We start from the raw sequence: 19,597 nt of genomic DNA, 5'->3' as shown, positions 1-19,597 counted from the left end.
GGGATCACATTCCTTCGTAGACGTGGCGGAAGCTGGCGTCGGCGGGGGTGATCCCGGCCTTGCCCCCGAACAGCGGGTGGTCCTGCCAGGGCAGCGCCTTTGCATCGGTCAGCGCGTTCAGGTCGGCCATGTAGGCGTTCGCCTCACCGCGCAGGTCCGCCTCCATCGCGGCCCAATCGGGGTACTTGCCGAAAGCGTCCAGCCAGATCGCGCGCCCGGCCAGGTAGCCCGAGGCCCCCGCCGCATAGGCATGTTCCAAGATCGCACGGAACTCCGGCTTTCCCGCCCCGGCGGACAGCATGACCCAGGGCCGCCCCGACAGGCGGCCCATTTCGTCAAACACCGCCTGAACGGACGCCGAGCCGTCCGCATCCGCCGCGTTCACCGGGCTTTCCAGCTTGAAGACATCGACGCCGTAGTCGGGCTTGGCGAACTCCTCCACCGATTGCAGCACGTGGTCGGCACGCTTGCCCTGCATTTCCACGTAGTCCTTGGTCTGGTCCGCGTCCCCCTTCAGGGGGTAGACCAGAAGTTCGAACAGGAAGGGGATGTCGTAGCGCGCGCAGGCCTCGCCAATGGCCTTGGTGTAGTCCTGCTGCGCGCGGCAGACGTCGGCGCTGGCGTCGGGGCGGTACCAGGCCAGCACCTTCACCGCGTCCCCGCCCATGCGCTTGATCTTTTCCACCGACCAGTCGTCGATCTGCGACGAGGTACGCCCGCCGTCGGTCTCGTGAAACAGGCTGTCCTCCAGCGTCACGATCAGCCCCTTGGTGGGCGAAAACCGGTCCAGCCCCATGGGAATCGCGTAATGCGGGTCCAGCAGCATCGCGGAGGAGGCGTCCTGAAGTGTCTCCACCAGCAGCGTCTTGAACCGGGCGACGTCCTGCCAGGGGGCTTCCTCCGTGCCGTGGTGCTTTGCGATCGGGCCCTTTATCGGCGGGCGCTGGTCCACGGCGGTCATCTTGAAACGCCCGTTGGCATCGGCCATCCGGCGCATGCCCCAGAGTTTTCCGGCTGAGAGTTGCATCAGTTCTGCATCCTTTCGATGAATTCGAGCGTGGCCACCCGGTCCGGTGCGCCGGAACGCCCGCCGGGCGTCAGGCATTTCAGCGTGGCGGCGGCGGTGGCGAAAATGACCGCCTCGGGCAGCGGCGTGCCTTCGGCCAGGGCAAGGGTGAACGCGCCGTGCCAGACATCCCCGGCCCCGAGCGTGTCCACGGGCGTGATTTCAGGCGCGGCGGCGTGGCAGACGGTGCCGTTCTCAAGCCAGGTGACCCCGTTGGGCCCATCAGTGACGCAGACCCAAGCATCGGTTTGCGGCGCAACCCGCTTAAGCGCCGCGACCTTGTCATCGGTGCCCGCGAAATCCCGCAACCCCTGGGCGGAAAAGGCGACGTGAGTGGCCAGCGCCAGCAACTCCGGGTCCACCGGCGCTTCGCCGTCCAACACGCCGGGCACCCCCAGTTCCCGGGCGTGGCACAGCACCTGCGCCGCCGCCTCGGGCCAGCGAGTGTCGGTCAGCACGGCGTCCGCACGGACGAGGGGGCGACCCAGACGCCGCGGCAGGCCAGCGCCGCGAAACGCCACGATCTGACGTTCCCCCGATGGATCGACAAGGATCGACGAAAACGCCGAACGCCCGTTGGCCGAGGTTTCCCAAAGCGCCGCATCAACCCCTTCGCGGGTCAGATCGGCGCGGGTCATGTCCCCGATCAGGTCCTGCCCGGCGCGCGCGGCCAGAACCGCCTGCCCGCCAAGGCGCGCTATGGCCACCGCCGCGTTTCCCGCACAGCCGCCGCCAACGATCCGCGCGTCGGTCGCCTGGTACTTCTCGGCACTGTCGGGAAACGCCGGAACATCGAAGACCATGTCGATCACGGCAGAACCGCAGACCAGAACCTTTGTCATCTGTCGACCTCCAGCCCGCTGGGCACCTGCTCGGGCACGCCAAGGCGGCCCTTGACGCTGTCGGTCCCGGTCAGCGCACGGAGGAAGGCGACCAGCGCGGCGACCTCGGCATCATCCATGCGCGGCGGGGCGATGTCGATTCGCGCGCGCAGCCGGGCCCTTTCCCGGGTGTCGCTCAGCGCGATGAAGTCGATCTTGCTGATGCCTTCGATGGGCGGCAGCACGACCTGCGCCTTATTCCAGGTCGCAAGGGCGCTGGCCGGGCGCAGGTGGTGGCGGATGATCCCTTCCAGCGTGGCATAAGCGCCGTTGTGCCCATAGGGCGCACTCAGCGCCACGTTGCGCAAGGACGGGGTGCGGAAGCGATAGGCGTCCTCGATCCGGTCGCTTTCTGCCATGCGGCCCACGTCGCGCGGGATCGGGTCGAACAGGCGCGTGCGGCCGGGGCCGAACTGGGGCAGCGCCAGGGCGTGGAAACGCTGATCCGTGAACAGCGCGCCGGAATGGCACTCCGCGCAGCCCGCCTTACCGAAGAACAGGGCGCGCCCGGCGTCGGCCTTGGCGCTCAGCGCGGATTTGTCGCCGGCCAGCCACGCGTCCCAGGGACTGTCGAAGCTCTGGAACTCGGCGTTCATGAAATCGGCCAGGGCGTTGGCGATATGGGTGATGTCGATATCGCCCGGCGCGGCAATCCCGGGATAGGCGTCGCTGAGCATCGCCGCGTATTCGGGAATGTTACGCACCCGCTTGGCAACCAGTGGCCATGCCTCCTGAAAGCGGCGTCGGGCGGCGCGGGAAATCTCGTTATCCTCGCGGGCGCCGGCCATTTCGAAGCGCGCGATCAGCGGGAACAGCGCCTGTGCCGCCAGCGGGGTCTTCAGCCCGAGGGGCAGGTATTCCTCTGCCGGGGTGTCAAAGCCGGTGCCCCAGACGTCCGACACGGAAAGGCGGCCGTCGTGGAACAGCACCTCGACTTCCTTCGCCCCAAGGTTCCAAAGGGCTGGCGCGTTGCGCGGAATGCGCTTTTGCACCGCGCCCGGCCCAGCGCGCCGCTTCGGGCCAAGGCCGGCCCCCCCCTGCCCGATGCCCAGCGACAGCCCGTCGCCGGTGCCGTGGTCCGGGTGATGGCATGTAGCGCAGGAAATGTTGCGGTTGCCCGACAGGATCGGATCGTAGAACAGCAACTGCCCCACCGCCGCCGCCTTCGGGTTTACGGGGTGGAAGTCGTCCGCCGTCAGCCGTTCCTGCGCATAGCCGGTTGAGGCGATGCCGATCAGCAGGCAGACTGCCCCGATGAAGGAGGCCCGCCCATGACCCGACGTTTGCTTTGCATCCTGCCCCTGCTGTTGCTGCCCCTTGGCGCGAAAGCCGACATCGGCGAAGCGCGCGACCTGATGGAGGCGGGGCATTTCGAGCAGGCCTACGAGGAACTCTGGCCAGCGGCGCGCGCGGGCAACGCCGACGCGGAGGAGCTGATCGGCGTGATGTACGCGATGGGCCTGGGCGTGGAGCGGGACGACGTGCGCGCCTTCGAGTGGTACCTGCGCTCCGCCATGAAGGGGCATCCCGGCGCGCAATCGGGCGTCGGCTGGTACTACGAGGTGGGGCGCGGGATGCCCGCCCCGGACCTCGTGCGCGCGCTTCTGTGGTACGAGCTTTCCACCATCGGCGGCGATCCGGACGCCGCGATCAGCCGCGAAGAGGTGGTGAAGAAGATGACGCCCGAGCAGATCGCGCAGGCCAATATCCTGCTCGAAGATTACCGCGTCTGGCTGTTCCCCTTCGAATAGCGTGCTCCCGGCGGGCCGCAGGGGCCGCAAGGTCGGGATATGGCTGGACAATCGCATCGTCTACTTCCGCAAGGACACACCGCTCTGGCGGCGGATTGGGGTTTGGTTAGCCGGCGACCAGTGGGGCGAAGGGTTCGTCGCCGCACAAGACGCAGGCCCATGCTATCGTTGGTCTGGCATCGCGCCCCTAGGGGCTTTCCACGTGCAGGGGCTTCGGGGCCGCCCCAACAGCAGCGACCCCGAAGGTGTGCTCAGTTCAACTCGGCTTCGTAGATCTCGTTGATCTCGGCCTCGGCCTCGGCCACGGCGGCGGTGATCGCCTCGAAGATCTCCTCTCCGCCGTCGACATTTTCCTTGAACCAGTCATAGACGGGCTCTGCCGCGGCGGCGAAGGCGGCCTTTTCCTCGGGCGTCGGCACGTAAAGATCCCCGCCACCGGCGACGAAATCCTCGTAGGCCTGAATCGACTTGCGCTTGGGCGAGGCGAAGGTGGCCTGCTGAAGCTGGTAGAACCCGTCGACCACGACCTTGCGCAGCTCCGGCGGCATGGACATGAACTTCTCGTTGTTCATGAACCACAGCGCGCCCATGTAGGCGTGCCCGTCCAGCGTCAGATACTGCAAGCCGGCATCGGGGAACTTCATGCCCATGATATCGGTGATGCCGTTCTTGGACCCCTCGACAACCCCGGTCTGGAAGCTGGTGAACAACTCGGGCCAGGGGATGGGGGTGGGCGACGCGCCAAGCGCCTTGACCAGCACCTGGGGCAGATCGGCGACCACGGTGCGGATCTTCAGCCCGGCCAGGTCCTCGGGCTTCTGCACCCGCCGCTCGGTGTTGGCGAAGTTCCGCCAGCCGCCGGTGTTGCCGATGGTCATCAGCCGGACCGCCCCGCCAGACGCGTCCATCACCATCTTCTGCATCGTCTTCATGAAGGTCGAGCCGTTGGCGAGCACCGCCTCGGCTACCCGGTCATCCGCCATCAGGTACGGCAGGTCGAGCACCTGGACGAAGGGGAAGATTCCCGCCGTCCCGCCGGAGGTGGAGATATAGACGTCGATCGAGCCGTCGGCGACGCCGGACACGCACTCCGTCCCGTTCGAGCAAAGTTGTGTGCCCATGAACACCTCGACCCCGATGGCGCCGTTGGACGCCGCCTCGACATACTGCTTGAAGACGTTGAGGCCGTCGGCGTCCTCGTCATTCTCGTTCGCGTTGGCCGTCGCACGGATCGTGAAATCCTGCGCCTGGGCCACGCCGGCAGTCAGCATCGCCGCGATGGCAAGCGTCTTGATCGCTGTTTGGAACCGCATCCGTTTTCCTCCTCTTGATCGGTCTGTTTTACGTAAGTTTTGCGTATGACATGCGTGTGTCATCGTCATTGAATGAAGCCAGTGAGCCTTGGCACCGTCAAGGAAATCGCCGGGATGTAGGTGATCAGGAAGATCACCAGGACCTCCACCGCCAGGAAAGGCAGGATCGCTTTCGAGATGGTCTCGACCTTTTCGCCTGACACCGAACTCGCCACGAACAGCACAAGCCCCATGGGCGGCGTCGCCAGCCCCACGGTCAGGTTCACCGACATGATGATGGCGAAATGCACCGGGTGCACGCCGATGTCGACGAAGATGGGGCCAAGGATCGGGCCGAGGATGATGATCGCGGGCCCTGCATCCAGGAACATGCCCACGATGAACAGAAGCAGGTTGATCAGGAACAGCAGCGTGTAGGGGTTTTCGCTGAGCGACAGGATGAAATCCGCCAGGATCTGCGGCGCGTAGGAAAGCGAGACAACCGTCTTGAACGCGACCGCCGCCCCTACCAGCAACAGCACGGTGGAGGAGCCGAGCGCGGACTTCTTCAGGATGCCCGGCAAGTCCCCCAGCTTCATCGAGCGCAGGATGAAGAAGCTGATCAGGATCGCGTAGGCGACCGCGATCACGCTCGCCTCGGTCGGCGTGAAGACGCCGACGAGGATCCCGCCAAGGATGATGATCGGCGTCTGCAGGGGCACCACGGCGCGCTTGTAGACGATGCGGATATCCTCTGACATGCGGCGGCGCATGGCGCGGAAGAACAGCTCCGTCACCACGGCGAAGACCGCCAGCGTCGAAAGTGCCGGGGCCCGCTCCATGTCGAGGCTGGAGGACAGCAGCGTGTAGATCCCCCAGAGGATCCCCACGAAATTGATCCGCGCGAGGATGCGCGCGATCAGGTTCTCGACCGGGCTGACGGTCTGGCCCTTGCGCACGATCCGCTCGGCCTTCGGCAGGTCGTAGCGGTCTGCCAACAAGCGTACCATGATCATCAGGCCGACGCCCACCATGATGCCCGGCACGATCCCAGCCAGGAACAGAGCGGCGACACTCTCGCCCATCACGTAGGCATAGATGATCATGATGCCCGAGGGCGGGATGATCGGCCCGATGACCGAACTCGCCGCGGTGATCGCCGCGGCAAAGCGGCGCGTGTAGCCGTTCTTCTCCATCGCCGGGATCAGCGTGGAGCCAAGCGCCGAGGTATCGGCGACGGCCGAGCCCGACAGGCCCGCGAACAGGATCGAGCTGAGGATGTTCACATGCGCCAGCCCGCCGCGCAGGTGCCCCATGATCGCCTGGCTGAATTCCACCAGCCGCATCGTGATGCCGCCCCGGTTCATCAGCTCGCCCGCCAGCATGAAGAACGGCAGCGCCATCAGCGGAAAGCTGTCCATCCCGTTGTAGACGTTGCGATACAGCGTGATCAGGTTCCGTTCCTGCCCGTCCAGCCACAGCAGAACGCCGGGCGCGGCCAGCAACCCGAAGAAGACCGGCATCCCGATCATCAGCAGGACAAGGAAGATCGGCAGGAACCAGATAAGCATCAGTCCGACCCCGCTGCGATCATCGCCGGATCGCGCGGCAGATCGGCGTCCGGATCCAGCAGCCCGATCAGGGCGCGCAGCATCAACTCTATGTTCACCATGAACATCAGAACCATGCACACCAAAAGCGAGGCCATCATGTAGGCCTTGAGCACCTTAATATCCGCGCCCCCCACCAGCGACAGCGGCACTTTCAGCGAGGGGCTGGCGAATTTGCCGGCAAAGCCCGTCACCTCGGAATATCCAAGGGATACTCCGACGACGAGCACCACCATGGCGACGGACAGCAGCACCAGGTTCAGGATCGTCCCCGTCACGTGCGACAGCGCCTGCGGCAACATGTCGATCGAGACGAACCCGCCCCAGCGATAGGCTGAGGGCGCGATCAGCCCTGTCATCCAGAGCATCAGGAAACGGGCCAGTTCCTCGGACCAGTTGAGCGCGTCACCAAGGACGTATCTGAAGAACACCTGCGCCAGGATCGCCAACACCATCAGCGCCAGCGCGACCCAGGCCAGGAAGCGTCCGATACTCAAGAGCGTGCTGTTGATCGCGGTCAGAAGGCGCAGCGGCCCCCACAAGATCATCATCGGCGTTCCATCCCATCTGAAGTGCCGCAGGTTCTGCGCCTTGGCGGTCACGCTGGTTTCGGATGCTGACGGAAATCGAACGCACCTGTCAACCCCGCTGTCAGCCGGGGTTCGCGCCCGATGGACTCGAAAGCTCCTGCAGGTCCACGCCGTGGGTTTCGCACAGCTCGCGAATGGCCGCACTCTCGCAGCGATCGGTGATCAGGGCCGTGGTGTCGGACAGATGCGCCACCCGAACCGGGGCGTTGACCCCGAACTTGGAGCCGTCCGCCAGCAGGAAGGCGTCGCGGGCATTGCGGATCATCGTCCGCGCCACCATCACCTCGTCCAGGTCGTAATCCATCAGGTCGCCGTCCGCCGTGATCGCCGCAGCGCCGATCAGCGCATAATCGACGCGGAACTGTTCCAGGAAGGAAACGGCGGCCGCGCCCACCACGGCGCCATCGGCCCCGCGCACGGCGCCGCCCGCGATAATGACCGAAACTTCAGGCAATTTCCGCAGGATATCGGCGATATGAACACTGTCGGTGATGACGCTGAGACGGTGGTTGCCGGTCAGGGCGCGGGCCACCGCCTCGGTCGTGGTGCCGGCGTTCAGAAACACCGTGGCGCCGCGCGGCAGCATCCGCGCCGCCGCCACCCCGATCATCTGCTTCGCCCCGGCGGCCACCCGCGCCCGGGTGTCGTAGTCAAGATAGACCTGCCCCGGCCGCAGCGTGGCGCCGCCGTGGAACCGTGTCGCGTAGCCGTGCCGCGCCAGCGCGCGAAGGTCCTTGCGGATGGTCTGCGGCGTCGTTTGCAGGCGCGAGGCCAGGTCGTCGACCACCACCTCGCCCTGCTGGCGCAGCAGGGCCAGTATCATGTCCTGGCGGTCGGAGAGGCTTTCGGAATTCATTCGTTTTAACTTTCGTAAGGTTCGCAATATTATTCATTTCGAACGCCCCCGTCCAGCCTCCCTCCACCCTGCGCCAGCCCGCAGAAAACGGCCCTTGCGACTCACCTCCGAAACGGAGGAAGTTTCCGATAGGAAACAAGCCCGAACCGGGGATCGGAATGGCGGTACACAGAATTGCAATCGGCTGGCCCGATCTGCCGCGCGTCGGGCTCTTCCCCCCCGGCCAGCGCAGCTGCGCCTGTCGCGGCCAGTCGGCTACGCGGTTGCAGGCGGCGGCCTCGCATGTTGAGATTGCGGGCAACGATCCGGTCGCGCGGGCCTTGCTGACCACATTGGGTTTCAACTTTCACGAACAGGACGCCGCATGAGCCAACGCACACCACTTTACGACTTCCACATCGAGCGCGGCGCCAAGATGGTCGAATTCGCCGGCTGGGACATGCCCGTCAGCTACCCGCTCGGCCTTATGGGCGAACACAAGGCCACGCGTGAGGGCGTGACCCTGTTCGACGTCAGCCACATGGCCCAGGTGGAGTTGCGCGGCGCGGATGCGGCAGAAAAGCTCGAAGCGCTGGTGCCCTCGGCCATCACCACCCTGCCCGAGGGCAAGGCCCGTTACACGTTCTTCACCAATGAGAACGGCGGCATCCTGGACGACCTGATCGTGTCCAACGCAGGCGATCACCTCTACCTTGTCAGCAACGCCGGGCGGGCGGATCATGACCTGCCCTACCTGAAGGCGGTGTTCGGCGAGGATATGACCCACCGCTCCGACCTCGGCCTGGTCGCCCTGCAAGGACCGGGGGCGGAGGCGCTGCTGGCCCCCATATGCCCCGAAGCGGCGGAGCTGAGCTTCATGGAGACCACCACCGCCAGCATCGACGGCGTGCCGGTGCGCATCTCGCGCCTCGGTTACACGGGCGAGGACGGGTTCGAGATCTCGATGCCCGCCGACCAGGCCGAAGCGCTGGCGCGCAAGTTCGTGGACGCGGGCGCAGAGCCCGCCGGCCTTGGCGCGCGCGACAGCCTGCGGATGGAGGCGGGGCTGTGTCTGTACGGCCAGGATATCGACGAGAGCACCTCTCCCATCGAGGCGGGGCTGACCTGGGCCATCCAGAAACGCCGCCGCGAGAAAGGCGGCTTCCCCGGCCACGGGCGGATTTCACGCGAACTCGCCGAAGGGCCGGCGCGGCGCATGGTCGGCATCCTGCCGGACGGCCGCGCGCCGGCGCGCGCGCATACCGAGGTGACGGCGCCGGACGGAACGCGTATCGGTGAGGTGACATCGGGCGGATTCGCCCCCACCCTCGGGGCGCCGATCTCCATCGCCTACGTGGATGCCGGGTTCGCAGAACCGGGCACCGAGGTCGCATTGATCGTGCGGGGCAAGCCCTTGCCGGGCCGGGTCACCGCCCTGCCCTTCGTCAAACAGAACTACAAACGCTGAACAAGGGACCAGACCCATGGCACTTTACTACACCGAAGATCACGAGTGGCTGGACGTCGACGGCGACATCGCCACCATCGGCATCACCGCCCACGCCGCCGAGCAGCTGGGCGAGGTCGTTTTCGTCGAGCTGAAGGACGCCGGTGAAAGCTTCGAGCAGGGCGACGAGATCGGCGTCGTGGAAAGCGTCAAGGCCGCTTCCGAAATCTACGCCCCCGTGACGGGCGAGATCATGGAAGCCAACGAGGCGCTGGCCGACACGCCCGCGAACGTGAACGAAAGCCCCGAAAGCGATGCCTGGTTCTACAAGATCAAGATCGCGGACGCGGGCGAGCTGGAAAAGCTGATGGACGAGGCCGCCTACAAGGACCTCATCGCCTGATCGGGGCGCGCCTGCGGGGGCGCGCACCGGCGCAGTTGTTGCGTATCCAATCCGGCCGCCTCTGTCACGGAGCGGCCACCCAAAGGGGGCACCATGACGTTCTCACTGACCGACTACAATCCGTATGATTTCGCCAACCGCCGCCACATCGGGCCCGCGCCGGCGGAAATGGCGCAGATGCTCGAAACGCTCGGCCTGCCGTCGCTGGACGCGCTGATCGACCGGACCGTGCCCCAGGGCATCCGCCAGTCCGAGCCGCTGGACTTCGGCGACCCGCAGTCCGAGCGCAACGTGCTGCGCACCATGCGCGAAATCGCCGAGCGTAACAAAGGCATGAAAAGCCTGATCGGCCAAGGGTATTACGGCACGCTGACGCCCCCTGTCATCCAGCGCAACATCCTGGAAAACCCCGCCTGGTACACCGCCTACACCCCCTACCAGCCGGAAATCAGCCAAGGCCGACTTGAGGCGCTGCTGAACTTCCAGACGATGATCTCCGACCTGACCGGGCTGGAGGTGGCCAACGCCTCGCTTCTGGACGAGGCGACGGCGGCGGCCGAGGCCATGACCATGGCGCAGCGCGGCGCGAAGTCGAAGGCCACCGGCTTCTTCGTGGACCAGCGCTGCCATCCGCAGACCATCGACGTGATCCGCACCCGTGCTGAGCCGCTGGGGATCGAGGTGATCGTGGGCGACCCTTTCACCGACCTGGCCCCCGAGGCCGTCTTCGCCGCGATCTTCCAGTACCCCGGCACCTACGGGCATGTGCATGATTTCACCGCCCCCATCGAAAAACTGCACGCGGCCAAGGCGCTCGGCATCCTGGCCGCCGACCCGCTGGCGCTGTGCCTGCTGAAATCCCCGGGCGAGATGGACGCCGATATCGCCGTCGGCTCCACCCAGCGTTTCGGCGTGCCGATGGGCTATGGCGGCCCGCACGCCGCCTACATGGCCTGCAAGGATGCGTTCAAGCGCGCCATGCCGGGCCGGCTGATCGGCGTGTCGGTGGACGCGCGCGGCAACAAGGCCTATCGCCTGTCGCTTCAGACCCGCGAGCAGCACATCCGCCGCGAAAAGGCCACGTCGAACGTCTGCACCGCGCAGGCACTGCTGGCGGTCATGGCCTCGATGTACGGCATCTATTACGGGCCCGACGGGCTGAAGGCGATCGCCCAGTCCGTGCACCGCAAGACGGTGCGCCTGGCGACGGGCCTGGAAAAGCTGGGCTTCGAGGTGAAGCCCGAGCGTTTCTTCGACACCATCACCGTCGAGGTGGGCGCGCTTCAGGGCGTAATCCTGAACGCCGCCGTGGCCGGTGGCGTGAATCTGCGCAAGATCGGGACCACGCGGATCGGCATTTCCTGTGACGAGGTCACCTACCCCGAAACGGTGGAGGCCGTCTGGCGCGCCTTTGGCGGAGAGATGACCTATCGCGACAGCGACCGGCCCTACCGGCTGCCGGACGAAAACCTGCGCGAAACCAAGTACATGACGCACCCGATCTTCCACATGAACCGGGCCGAGGCGGAAATCACCCGCTACATGCGCCGCCTGGCGGACCGGGACCTGGCGCTGGATCGCGCGATGATCCCGCTCGGCTCCTGCACCATGAAGCTGAACGCCACGGTCGAGATGATCCCCGTCACCTGGCCGGAATTTTCCGACGTGCACCCCTTCGCGCCCGCCGACCAGGTCGAGGGCTACACGCACCTGATCCAGGACCTGAGCGCGAAGCTTTGCGCGATCACCGGCTATGACGCGCTGTCGATGCAGCCGAACTCCGGCGCACAAGGCGAATACGCGGGGCTGCTGACGATCCGCGCCTATCACAAGGCCCGGAAAGAGGGGCACAGGAACGTCTGCCTGATCCCGATGTCGGCGCATGGCACCAACCCCGCCTCTGCCCAGATGGTGGGCTGGAAGGTCGTGGTGGTGAAATCGGCGGAAAACGGCGACATCGACGTGGAGGATTTCCGCGCCAAGGCCGAGGCGAACGCCGAGAACCTGGCCGCCTGCATGATCACCTACCCCTCGACCCACGGCGTGTTCGAGGACACGGTGCGCGAGGTGTGCGAGATCACCCACCAGCACGGCGGGCAGGTCTATATCGACGGGGCGAACATGAACGCCATGGTCGGCATCGCCCAGCCGGGCGACATCGGCGGCGACGTGAGCCACCTGAACCTGCACAAGACCTTCTGCATTCCCCATGGCGGGGGCGGTCCCGGCATGGGGCCGATCGGGGTCAAGGCGCACTTGGAGCCCTACCTGCCGGGCCATTGCCACATGGGTGGCTCCGGCGCGGTCAGCGCGGCGCCGTTCGGCTCGCCCTCGATCCTGCCGATCAGCTATGCCTACATCCTGGCGATGGGCGGCGAAGGGCTGACCCAGGCGACGCGGGTGGCGATCCTGAACGCGAACTACATCGCCAAGCGGCTGTCGGGCGCGTTCAAGGTGCTCTACACCAACCCCACGGGGGACGTGGCGCATGAGTGCATCCTGGATATCCGCCCCCTGACCGAGGCGGCGGGCGTGACCGTGGACGACGTGGCCAAGCGCCTGATCGATTGCGGCTTCCACGCCCCCACGATGAGCTGGCCGGTTCCAGGCACGCTGATGGTGGAGCCGACCGAAAGCGAGCCGAAGGCCGAGCTTGACCGTTTCATCGACGCGATGCTGGCGATCCGCGCGGAAGCCGACGACATCGCCGAAGGGCGGATCGACGCGGAGAACAACCCGCTGAAGAACGCGCCGCACACGGTGGAGGACCTGGTCGGCGACTGGGAACGCCCCTACACCCGGGAGCAGGCCTGCTACCCGCCGGGCGCGTTCCGGGTGGACAAGTACTGGGCGCCGGTGAACCGTGTGGACAACGCCTATGGCGACCGCCACCTGGTCTGCACCTGCCCGCCGCTGGAAAGCTACAGCGAAGCGGCGGAATAACGCCCCTCAGCTCTGGTGCTGCAATTGCGGCACCAGGGCATCCCGCGCGTAGTGCAGGATCTGCTCGGCGTTCATCGCCTCGGCGAACACGTGGCCCTGCAGAACGTCGCAGCCCATTTCGCGCAGCATTTCCGCCTGTTGCAGGGTCTCGATCCCCTCAGCCACCGTGTCCACGTCCAGGTTGCGCCCGATATCGATGATCGAGCGCAGCAGCGCCTCCGCCTCGGACGCGCCGAGGATCTGGTCGATGAAGCTCTTGTCGATCTTCACGCGCGCCGGCTTCAGCTTCAACAGCCCGATGATCGAGGAATGCCCGGTCCCGAAGTCGTCCAGCTCGATCGCGACGCCCATTTCGCGCAGCTGATCGAAGGTCCAGGTCATGATCTCATCATCGTCATCCAGAAAGATCGTCTCGAGCAATTCCACCGACAGGCGCGACGGATCGATCCCGAGGCGGGTGACGTCGCGAATGAAGTCCGGGCATCTGAGCCGCGCGTCGGAGACGTTCACCGCGATCCTCGGGATGGTCTGCCCGTTCCGCCGCCAGAAGGCATCGTCGGCGGCGGCCTGCGCGAAGACGATCTCGTCCAGCTGCGCCAGCAGGCTCAGGTCCCGCGCCACGCCAAGAAAGCTGTTTGGGTGCAGCAGCCCGCGTTCGGGGTGGTTCCAGCGCAACAGCGCCTCCACCCCGCAGAAGCTGAAATCATCGGCGCGCACCTGCGGCTGGTAGTAGGCGGTGAACTCGCCCCGGTCGAGCCCGCGCAGGATGTCGTCCGACAGCCGCTTGCTGTCCAGCACCTCGGCCTGAAGCGAGTCCGAGAATACCGCCCAGCGGTTCCGCCCGCCGCCCTTGGCGCGGTATAGCGCGATATCCGCGTTGATGAGCAACTGGCCGGGGTTGTCGTTCTTCTTCGCGGGGTCGTTGAAGGCGATGCCGATGCTTGCCCCGAAGCGGCATTCGTTCGCCCCGAAGCGCACCGGGCGGCGAAGCGAGGCCACGATATCGCCGGCAAGACGCTCGGCCCGGTCCGGATCGTCCTTGGTATCGCAGAGCACGACGAACTCGTCCCCCCCGACCCTGGCGCAGAAATCCGCGGGGCCCGTCTCGTCCCGCAGGACGGTGGCGGCGGTGTTCAGCACGTGGTCCCCGGCGGCATGGCCGAAGGCATCGTTGATCTGCTTGAAACGGTCCAGGTCGATGTGCAGGACCGCGAAACTGCCCGTGGCGCGATTGCTGGCGCGGCGCAGCAACTCGTAGTCCAGGAACCGCCGGTTGGGCAGCCCGGTCAGGCTGTCATGGCGCGACGCGTACTCCAGCGACCGGCGCGCCCGCTCAAGGTCGGCATTGCGCCCCTCCATCATCAGCTTGGACACTTCCAGGTCGCGAGCGTAGCTTTCCAGGCGGGCCTGCTGCTCCATCTCGCGGGTCAGATCGAAACGCATGCTGACCGTGTCGCCGTGGTCCGTCTTGCGCTCGATCACGCGGTAGGTGCGCCCGTTCGACAGGGTCTGGATCTGCGGCTCGCCCGGATCGGCGTGCTGGCGCTTACGCGCCTCGATCCATTCCTCGGGGTCGGTGTCCGGCGGAATCTCGATCTTGCCCTGCGCGACGGCGCTCTCGATGAGCTCGGTGAAGCTCATGCCCTTCGACGCGCCCACCGGTTCGTCGAAGTGCTGGACGTTGGTCAGCACAATCCGGTCGTCGCTGTCATAGATGGTGAAGGAGTTTTCCAGCGCCGAGATCGCCGCGAACAGCCGCGCCTCGGCCTTTTCGGCGTCACGCTGGGCGGCCATGAGCGCGCTTTCGCTGGCCTTGATCTCGGTCGCGTCGATGCGGATCCCCGCCTTTTCCCCATGGGCGAGCCGGATTTCCTTGGCCAGCATCCACCCCCCGTCCACCAGGCCCAGGTAGGTGCCCTGGCTCATGCGGCCCGTCTCACGCTCGTCCAGGCGGGCGGCGAGCCATTCCTCGTCAGACAGCGTGTCCGTGTTCCACAGGCCCGCCTCAAGCCCCAGCCGCAGGATGCCCTCGAAGGTGGTGCCGGTCCTGATCTGCGCGCCGATCGCGCCGTGCATGTCGCGAAAGGCCCGGTTCGCGTGGACCACCCGGTCATGCTCGTCATAGAGCACGAAACCGTCGGGGATCCCCTCGATCGCGGACCACAGCCGTTTCTGGGCGAGCATGGATTTTTCCTGCTCCGCCGACAGGGCCCGTTCGGTCTGGCGAATCCGGGTGATGTCGGTGGACACGCTGTAGACGATGTGGGTGTCCAGGATCTTGTCGAAGCTTCGGAAGGTCTTGGTGAGCAGGTGCAGCGCCGCGCCGTCTTCATCTGTGATCGAGGCTTCCCAGACCTCGGGAACACCGGTCGCCAGGACCCGCGTTTCCGCCGCGTGAATGACCTCGTCCAGGTCCGATCCGGCCAGCAGATCCGCCGGGGCGTTCACGAAATCCTTGGGCGAGCGGCGGAACAGGTCGGCATAGCGGCGGTTCACAAGCAGGTAATGCCCGCCGGACTTGATGCAGATCGCGGCGTTGGTCTCATCGAACACCGCCTTGTAGCGCTGCTCCAGCGTGTAGCGGGCGGTGATGTCCCGCACCAGCAGGACGTATTTGGTGAAGCGCCCGAAATCGTCATAGGTCGGCTGAAAGACGTATTCGCCGTAGAAAAGACTGCCGTTCTTGCGCCGCGACAGGATTTCCGCCGTGTGCGGCAAGCGCCGATCAAGCTTGCGCGCAAGGGCGTCCATATCCTCCTGCGGGACGGAGGGGGCCTTGATCATGTGGCAGACACGCTGGCCGCGCGCCTCGTCCAGAGTGTAGCCGGTCTGCTCCTCGAAGGCGTAGTTCACCCAGGTGATCCGACGCTGGCGATCCAGCACGAAGACCATGTCGCCGGTGGCGCGGGCGATCAGCTGCATGTCGGCCAGGGTATTCTCGGACTTCTTGCGCGCGCTGATGTCATGCAGCTGCATGATCCAATAGCGCACGACACCCCCCTCATCCCGGATCGGCTGGAACGACAGCGCGGCCCAGAAGCTGATGCCGCTGCGGCGGTAGAGTTGCAGTTCCGCCTTGAAGGTGCACCAGGCCTGAAGGTTCGCCACCACCCGCTCATACTGGCGGGGTTCCGTCGATTCACCGGTCAGGATACCCGCGGTCCGCCCGATGACGGTTTCCTTCGTGTGGCCCGTCAGCTCGGTAAAGGCCGTGTTGATCCAGCGGATGGTAAGGATTGCCCCGTCGGATGGAGTCGCCTCGGCAATCGCTATCGCCTCGTTTGCGTACGAGCCGATATCGGTGATCAGGGAATCGATGTGCATAAGGTTTGACGAAACAGTGGCCGGCGACGCCATCTGACCCTGTAAATGTTTAAGACATCCGACTGTGCCAAGCGCGGGGTTAACCAATGATTAACATTTCGAGCGCCGGGGACGATTTCCGGCTTTTCTGTTGGCCCGAGGGCAAAAATCTGGCAGGTGCGGAAGCCAGACAGAACAGAACGGGGGGCGATGATGATCCTTGTGGGCGGTGAGAACCTGATCGACTTCATCCAGGATGCCCCTGACGGCGGCTTTCCCGCATATCGCGCGATACCCGGCGGCGCGCCCTTCAACGTGGCGAAGGCCGTGGCCCGCCAGGGGCCGGCGGTGGGCTACATGACGCCGTTTTCCAGCGACACGCTCGGGCAACTGCTGGCCGCGGACCTCGGTCGTGAGGCGAATGTCACCGCGCTGCACCCGGCGTCGGACAAGCCCACCTCTCTGGCGGTCGTGTCGCTCAAGGGGGGACAGGCGCAGTACCAGTTCTACCGCGAGAATACCGCAGAGCGCGACGTCACCGCCCAAAGCCTTCGCGCCATCCTGCCGCCCGAGGCGAGGGCCTTCTTCGTCGGCTCGCTGGCGATCACCGACGGGGCGGACGCGGATGCCTGGGAAGCGACGATGGCCCACGCCCATGGCGCGGGGCTGTTCACCGCGCTCGACCCGAACATCCGCGCGCCCTTCATCCACGATCGTGCGGGCTACCTGGAGCGGCTGTCGCGGCTCTTGCAGATGGCAGATCTGGTCAAGCTTTCGGACGAGGACATCGCCTGGATCCGCCCGGGCGAGGACCCGGTGGAGGCGCTGAAGGCGCTGGCGGGCGAGGCGCGTGCCGGTTTCGTTGTGCTGACCATGGGCGCGGAAGGGGCCGTCGGCCTGGTGAACGGGGCGGAGGTCCGCGTGCCGACAGCCCCGGTGCCCGACCTGAAGGACACGGTCGGCGCGGGCGATACCTTCATGGGCACGCTGCTGGCGCAATGCGCCCAGCGGGGGCTGATGACGCGGGACGGTCTGGCGGGCCTGACGCGCGACACCGCGCATGAGATCCTGACCGTGGCCGCCCGCGCCGCAGCGATCAACTGCGCCCGCAAGGGCTGCAACCCGCCCACCGCGGCGGAACTGGTGGGCTGAGGGGCGGGACACGCCTTTCCGCCGGGGCGGTTCCCGAGAAACCGGCGTTTCGCGCCGGTGGACCGGCGGCAGCACCCGCAAGCGCATCGGCGGACACACGGGGACCGGGGGGCAAGGAATGGGCAAGCGTATCCTGGTCTGTGGCGGACGGGACTTTGACGACAGGCGGCACATGTGGGCTGTCCTGTCCGCACACCTGTTTCCGGGCGACACGCTCATCCACGGCGCGGCGCGCGGGGCTGACAGCATGGCGGGGCAGTACGGCGCCGAGATGGGACTGAAGGTACAGGCGTTTCCCGCCGACTGGGCCACCCACGGGCGCGCGGCAGGTCCGATCCGAAACCGCCAGATGCTGGTGGAGGGCAAACCCGACCTGGTGATCGCTTTCGCCGGCGGGCGCGGCACGGCCAACATGATGGTCCAGGCGCGGGAGGCCGGTGTGCCGGTGATCGAGGTGGAAGCGGGCGCGAAAGTCGCGGCCAGCTAGGGCGCGCCGCGTCCTGCCTTGGGCCCGCGCGCTACGGGCGATGTCACGCCGGACCGGGCCCAGTTGGCGGCCGCTAAAGCCCACACCCCCTATCTGCAAACTCCGTGCAGGTGGCTTGCGTCATGGAAACCTCGCAGTCCTGTGGGCACCCGAAGCGGGTGCTTTTCGACCTCAGACGAGCGGAGCAAGGTTGTCTCCTGCGCATGATACCGAATAGACAAAGCAAGCAGACGGTCAGAAGGCATTCCCCGAATTACTGAAAGTCTGCCGGGGAAGTTCATGTCCGGAACCGAAATCCTGATCGCAAACTACTGGCTGCTGGCGGTTTTCGTCGGCGGCCTGCTGGAAGGAGAAACGATCCTCATCCTCGCCGCAGTTGCGGCGCACCACGGGCTCTTGCCCATATCGTCAGTCTTTATCGTTGCGACATGTGCCGCTGCTATCGGTGACCAGATCTGGTTTCTTCTCGGCCGTTATGGATCGGAACTTGAAGTCGTAAAGCGCCTTGTCGCCAAGCCAGGGTTGCAGCGAACACTGGGAAGACTTGAGCGTCACCCGAAGACTTTCGTCTTATCGTTCCGCTTCTTCTATGGCATCAGGATCGCCGGCGCGGTGGCTTGCGGGTTAAGTCGCATTCCGACTTTGCTGTTCATCATCTTGAACCTGTTGGCCGCAATGGTCTGGACCAGCGTTATCCTGGGTCTTGGCTACACGTTCGGTAGCGCGATGGAGGCCATTCTTGGGGAGGCAAAACAGATCGAATGGAAACTGGCCGCTGCTGTGGCCAGCTTGGTCTCTGTTTTCGTAGTTTTTCGGATCTACTCGAAGCGCAGGGGAAGGTGACCCCGATCGGACCGGCGCTGTCCGCATGACTGCCCCAGGCGCCGCTTCTGCGCAGGCCTCATGCCCCCCGCAGCCAGGCCAGAACCGGCCTGGGCATTTTCAAAGGACCGGCCTCAGCCCAAAGGCCGCGCTGGTTACGCCTGCCCCTCCAGACCGTAGAGCCGGGTCGCCGTTCCGTGGCCGATGGCCGCCGCCTCGTCTTCCGACAGCGCGCCGAGCAGGGCGTGCGTCACCGCCAGCCAGTCGGGCAGGCCGTTGGCCAGTTCGACCACCGGCCAGTCGCTACCCCAGACCATGCGCGTGGGGCCGAAGACCTCCAGCACGTGGTCCACGTAGGGCTGGATCGCCTGCTGGGTGGCTTGGCCCGGCGCGCAATAGGCCAGAAGGCCCGAGAGCTTGCAGTAGGTGTTGGGCAGCGCCGCCAGCGCGGCGACACCCTTGCGCCACTCCTCCGTCTCACTGCCGGCGATGTCGGGCACGCCGCAGTGATCCAGGATGATGGTGGTGTTGTCGCAGTGCTGCGCCAGCTCCAGCCCCAGGGGCAGTTGCCTGGGCAGCATGCACAGGTCAAACGGCTTGCCGCGATCCCCCAGCTTGCGCAGGTTCTTGCGGAACGTCGCGCCGGTGGACAGCTCATCCGGCATCACGTGCAGGATGCGGCGATAACCGACAACGCCCAGCCCCTCGCATTCCTCGAGCCAGGCGTCGAACCCGTCGTCCGTTTCCGGACGACAGGAGGCGATGAGCCCGAGGATGCCGCTGCCCGCGCCCTTGGCGAGGTCAGCGACGAAGCGCGCTTCGGCTTGGTAGTCGGCGTCATCGACGCCGGTTTCCATGAACAGCGTGCCCGCGATGCCCCCGCCCGCCGAAAGCTCGGCGTAGCGTTCCAGGGGAAACGGCTTATGGGCCAGCGTCTCGATCCCGTCGGTCCAGGCATAGCCGGCGGCCTCCGGGTAGATCAGGTGCTGGTGCGTGTCGATCAGTTTGACCATGG

At 65.9% G+C, this 19,597-nt stretch carries 17 protein-coding genes; 8 read left to right on the top strand and 9 right to left on the bottom strand.

The genetic code is table 11. The features are described from left to right. Positions 1-4: 4 nt before the first annotated feature. The 3 genes from DJ029_RS14055 to DJ029_RS14045 are packed head-to-tail and all read right to left on the bottom strand — an operon-like array spanning position 5 to position 3,101. Positions 5-1,027: a tagatose 1,6-diphosphate aldolase gene (locus DJ029_RS14055; protein WP_112323113.1), complete on the bottom strand. Its 1,023-nt coding sequence runs from the start codon at positions 1,025-1,027 to the stop codon at positions 5-7. Beyond that, positions 1,027-1,908 carry a PfkB family carbohydrate kinase gene (locus DJ029_RS14050; protein WP_112323112.1) on the bottom strand — a complete coding sequence of 294 codons (882 nt, stop codon included), beginning with the start codon at positions 1,906-1,908 and terminating at the stop codon, positions 1,027-1,029. The genes DJ029_RS14055 and DJ029_RS14050 overlap by 1 nt, the downstream gene beginning before the upstream one ends. Beyond that, positions 1,905-3,101, bottom strand: coding sequence for a cytochrome-c peroxidase (locus tag DJ029_RS14045; RefSeq protein ID WP_232823082.1), 1,197 nt, complete (start codon positions 3,099-3,101; stop codon positions 1,905-1,907). The genes DJ029_RS14050 and DJ029_RS14045 overlap by 4 nt, the downstream gene beginning before the upstream one ends. A gap of 117 nt (positions 3,102-3,218) precedes the next feature. Here DJ029_RS14045 and DJ029_RS14040 point away from each other — a divergent pair, with 117 nt between their 5' ends. Further along, positions 3,219-3,698, top strand: coding sequence for a tetratricopeptide repeat protein (locus DJ029_RS14040; RefSeq protein WP_112323359.1), 480 nt, complete (start codon positions 3,219-3,221; stop codon positions 3,696-3,698). 251 nt (positions 3,699-3,949) lie between these two features. Here the strand turns inward: DJ029_RS14040 and dctP are convergent, their stop codons facing one another. The 4 genes from dctP to DJ029_RS14020 all read right to left on the bottom strand — a co-directional run bounded on the left by dctP (position 3,950) and on the right by DJ029_RS14020 (position 8,046). Continuing rightward, positions 3,950-5,011, bottom strand: a complete 1,062-nt coding sequence (dctP, locus tag DJ029_RS14035) for a TRAP transporter substrate-binding protein DctP (RefSeq protein WP_112323110.1) — start codon at positions 5,009-5,011, stop codon at positions 3,950-3,952. Positions 5,012-5,076: 65 nt separating this feature from the next. Next, positions 5,077-6,561 carry a TRAP transporter large permease gene (locus DJ029_RS14030; protein WP_112323109.1) on the bottom strand — a complete coding sequence of 495 codons (1,485 nt, stop codon included), beginning with the start codon at positions 6,559-6,561 and terminating at the stop codon, positions 5,077-5,079. Next, a complete protein-coding gene (locus DJ029_RS14025; protein ID WP_112323358.1) occupies positions 6,561-7,151 on the bottom strand; it encodes a TRAP transporter small permease in 591 nt (196 codons plus the stop codon). Before DJ029_RS14025 ends, DJ029_RS14030 begins: the two co-directional genes overlap by 1 nt. A gap of 100 nt (positions 7,152-7,251) precedes the next feature. Beyond that, positions 7,252-8,046 carry a DeoR/GlpR family DNA-binding transcription regulator gene (locus DJ029_RS14020; RefSeq protein WP_112323108.1) on the bottom strand — a complete coding sequence of 265 codons (795 nt, stop codon included), beginning with the start codon at positions 8,044-8,046 and terminating at the stop codon, positions 7,252-7,254. Between the two features lie 158 nt (positions 8,047-8,204). On the opposite strand from DJ029_RS14020, the gene DJ029_RS14015 reads away from it, so the two are divergent. The 4 genes from DJ029_RS14015 to gcvP all read left to right on the top strand — a co-directional run bounded on the left by DJ029_RS14015 (position 8,205) and on the right by gcvP (position 12,818). After that, entirely contained in the window at positions 8,205-8,414 is a 210-nt protein-coding gene (locus tag DJ029_RS14015) for a hypothetical protein (protein ID WP_112323107.1), read from the top strand. Next, positions 8,411-9,493 carry a glycine cleavage system aminomethyltransferase GcvT gene (gcvT, locus tag DJ029_RS14010; protein ID WP_112323106.1) on the top strand — a complete coding sequence of 361 codons (1,083 nt, stop codon included), beginning with the start codon at positions 8,411-8,413 and terminating at the stop codon, positions 9,491-9,493. The genes DJ029_RS14015 and gcvT overlap by 4 nt, the downstream gene beginning before the upstream one ends. Before the next feature lie 16 nt (positions 9,494-9,509). Further along, positions 9,510-9,875, top strand: coding sequence for a glycine cleavage system protein GcvH (gene gcvH / locus DJ029_RS14005; RefSeq protein WP_112323105.1), 366 nt, complete (start codon positions 9,510-9,512; stop codon positions 9,873-9,875). A gap of 93 nt (positions 9,876-9,968) precedes the next feature. Beyond that, positions 9,969-12,818: an aminomethyl-transferring glycine dehydrogenase gene (gene gcvP / locus DJ029_RS14000; protein WP_112323104.1), complete on the top strand. Its 2,850-nt coding sequence runs from the start codon at positions 9,969-9,971 to the stop codon at positions 12,816-12,818. 6 nt (positions 12,819-12,824) lie between these two features. Here the strand turns inward: gcvP and DJ029_RS13995 are convergent, their stop codons facing one another. Beyond that, positions 12,825-16,142, bottom strand: coding sequence for an EAL domain-containing protein (locus DJ029_RS13995; RefSeq protein WP_198671161.1), 3,318 nt, complete (start codon positions 16,140-16,142; stop codon positions 12,825-12,827). 189 nt (positions 16,143-16,331) lie between these two features. Between DJ029_RS13995 and DJ029_RS13990 the strand changes: the two genes are divergently transcribed. The 3 genes from DJ029_RS13990 to DJ029_RS13980 all read left to right on the top strand — a co-directional run bounded on the left by DJ029_RS13990 (position 16,332) and on the right by DJ029_RS13980 (position 18,603). Beyond that, entirely contained in the window at positions 16,332-17,273 is a 942-nt protein-coding gene (locus DJ029_RS13990; RefSeq protein ID WP_112323102.1) for a carbohydrate kinase family protein, read from the top strand. 118 nt (positions 17,274-17,391) lie between these two features. Beyond that, positions 17,392-17,760 (top strand): DUF2493 domain-containing protein, encoded by a 369-nt coding sequence (locus tag DJ029_RS13985; RefSeq protein WP_112323101.1) that lies wholly within the window; start codon positions 17,392-17,394, stop codon positions 17,758-17,760. Positions 17,761-18,039: 279 nt separating this feature from the next. Beyond that, positions 18,040-18,603: a DedA family protein gene (locus DJ029_RS13980; RefSeq protein ID WP_112323100.1), complete on the top strand. Its 564-nt coding sequence runs from the start codon at positions 18,040-18,042 to the stop codon at positions 18,601-18,603. Between the two features lie 134 nt (positions 18,604-18,737). Here the strand turns inward: DJ029_RS13980 and DJ029_RS13975 are convergent, their stop codons facing one another. After that, positions 18,738-19,595 carry an amidohydrolase family protein gene (locus DJ029_RS13975; RefSeq protein ID WP_112323099.1) on the bottom strand — a complete coding sequence of 286 codons (858 nt, stop codon included), beginning with the start codon at positions 19,593-19,595 and terminating at the stop codon, positions 18,738-18,740. Between the last annotated feature and the right edge of the window lie 2 nt (positions 19,596-19,597).

It is taken from the genome of Oceanibium sediminis (assembly GCF_003265325.1).
GTDB classification, from domain to species: Bacteria; Pseudomonadota; Alphaproteobacteria; order Rhodobacterales; family Rhodobacteraceae; genus Halovulum; species Halovulum sediminis.
This window is presented reverse-complemented; position numbering and strand designations above follow the sequence as displayed.

What these genes read in the sequence shown, in the direction of transcription:
- DJ029_RS13990 (WP_112323102.1), top strand. Translation starts at nt 16,332, where the DNA reads ATGATGATCCTTGTGGGCGGTGAGAACCTGATCGACTTCATCCAGGAT.
- DJ029_RS14040 (WP_112323359.1), top strand. Translation starts at nt 3,219, where the DNA reads ATGACCCGACGTTTGCTTTGCATCCTGCCCCTGCTGTTGCTGCCCCTT.
- gcvH (WP_112323105.1), top strand. Translation starts at nt 9,510, where the DNA reads ATGGCACTTTACTACACCGAAGATCACGAGTGGCTGGACGTCGACGGC.
- DJ029_RS14020 (WP_112323108.1), bottom strand. Translation starts at nt 8,046, where the DNA reads ATGAATTCCGAAAGCCTCTCCGACCGCCAGGACATGATACTGGCCCTG.
- dctP (WP_112323110.1), bottom strand. Translation starts at nt 5,011, where the DNA reads ATGCGGTTCCAAACAGCGATCAAGACGCTTGCCATCGCGGCGATGCTG.
- DJ029_RS14050 (WP_112323112.1), bottom strand. Translation starts at nt 1,908, where the DNA reads ATGACAAAGGTTCTGGTCTGCGGTTCTGCCGTGATCGACATGGTCTTC.
- DJ029_RS14055 (WP_112323113.1), bottom strand. Translation starts at nt 1,027, where the DNA reads ATGCAACTCTCAGCCGGAAAACTCTGGGGCATGCGCCGGATGGCCGAT.
- DJ029_RS14015 (WP_112323107.1), top strand. Translation starts at nt 8,205, where the DNA reads ATGGCGGTACACAGAATTGCAATCGGCTGGCCCGATCTGCCGCGCGTC.
- gcvP (WP_112323104.1), top strand. Translation starts at nt 9,969, where the DNA reads ATGACGTTCTCACTGACCGACTACAATCCGTATGATTTCGCCAACCGC.
- gcvT (WP_112323106.1), top strand. Translation starts at nt 8,411, where the DNA reads ATGAGCCAACGCACACCACTTTACGACTTCCACATCGAGCGCGGCGCC.
- DJ029_RS13995 (WP_198671161.1), bottom strand. Translation starts at nt 16,142, where the DNA reads ATGCACATCGATTCCCTGATCACCGATATCGGCTCGTACGCAAACGAG.
- DJ029_RS13975 (WP_112323099.1), bottom strand. Translation starts at nt 19,595, where the DNA reads ATGGTCAAACTGATCGACACGCACCAGCACCTGATCTACCCGGAGGCC.
- DJ029_RS13985 (WP_112323101.1), top strand. Translation starts at nt 17,392, where the DNA reads ATGGGCAAGCGTATCCTGGTCTGTGGCGGACGGGACTTTGACGACAGG.
- DJ029_RS14025 (WP_112323358.1), bottom strand. Translation starts at nt 7,151, where the DNA reads ATGATGATCTTGTGGGGGCCGCTGCGCCTTCTGACCGCGATCAACAGC.
- DJ029_RS13980 (WP_112323100.1), top strand. Translation starts at nt 18,040, where the DNA reads ATGTCCGGAACCGAAATCCTGATCGCAAACTACTGGCTGCTGGCGGTT.
- DJ029_RS14030 (WP_112323109.1), bottom strand. Translation starts at nt 6,561, where the DNA reads ATGCTTATCTGGTTCCTGCCGATCTTCCTTGTCCTGCTGATGATCGGG.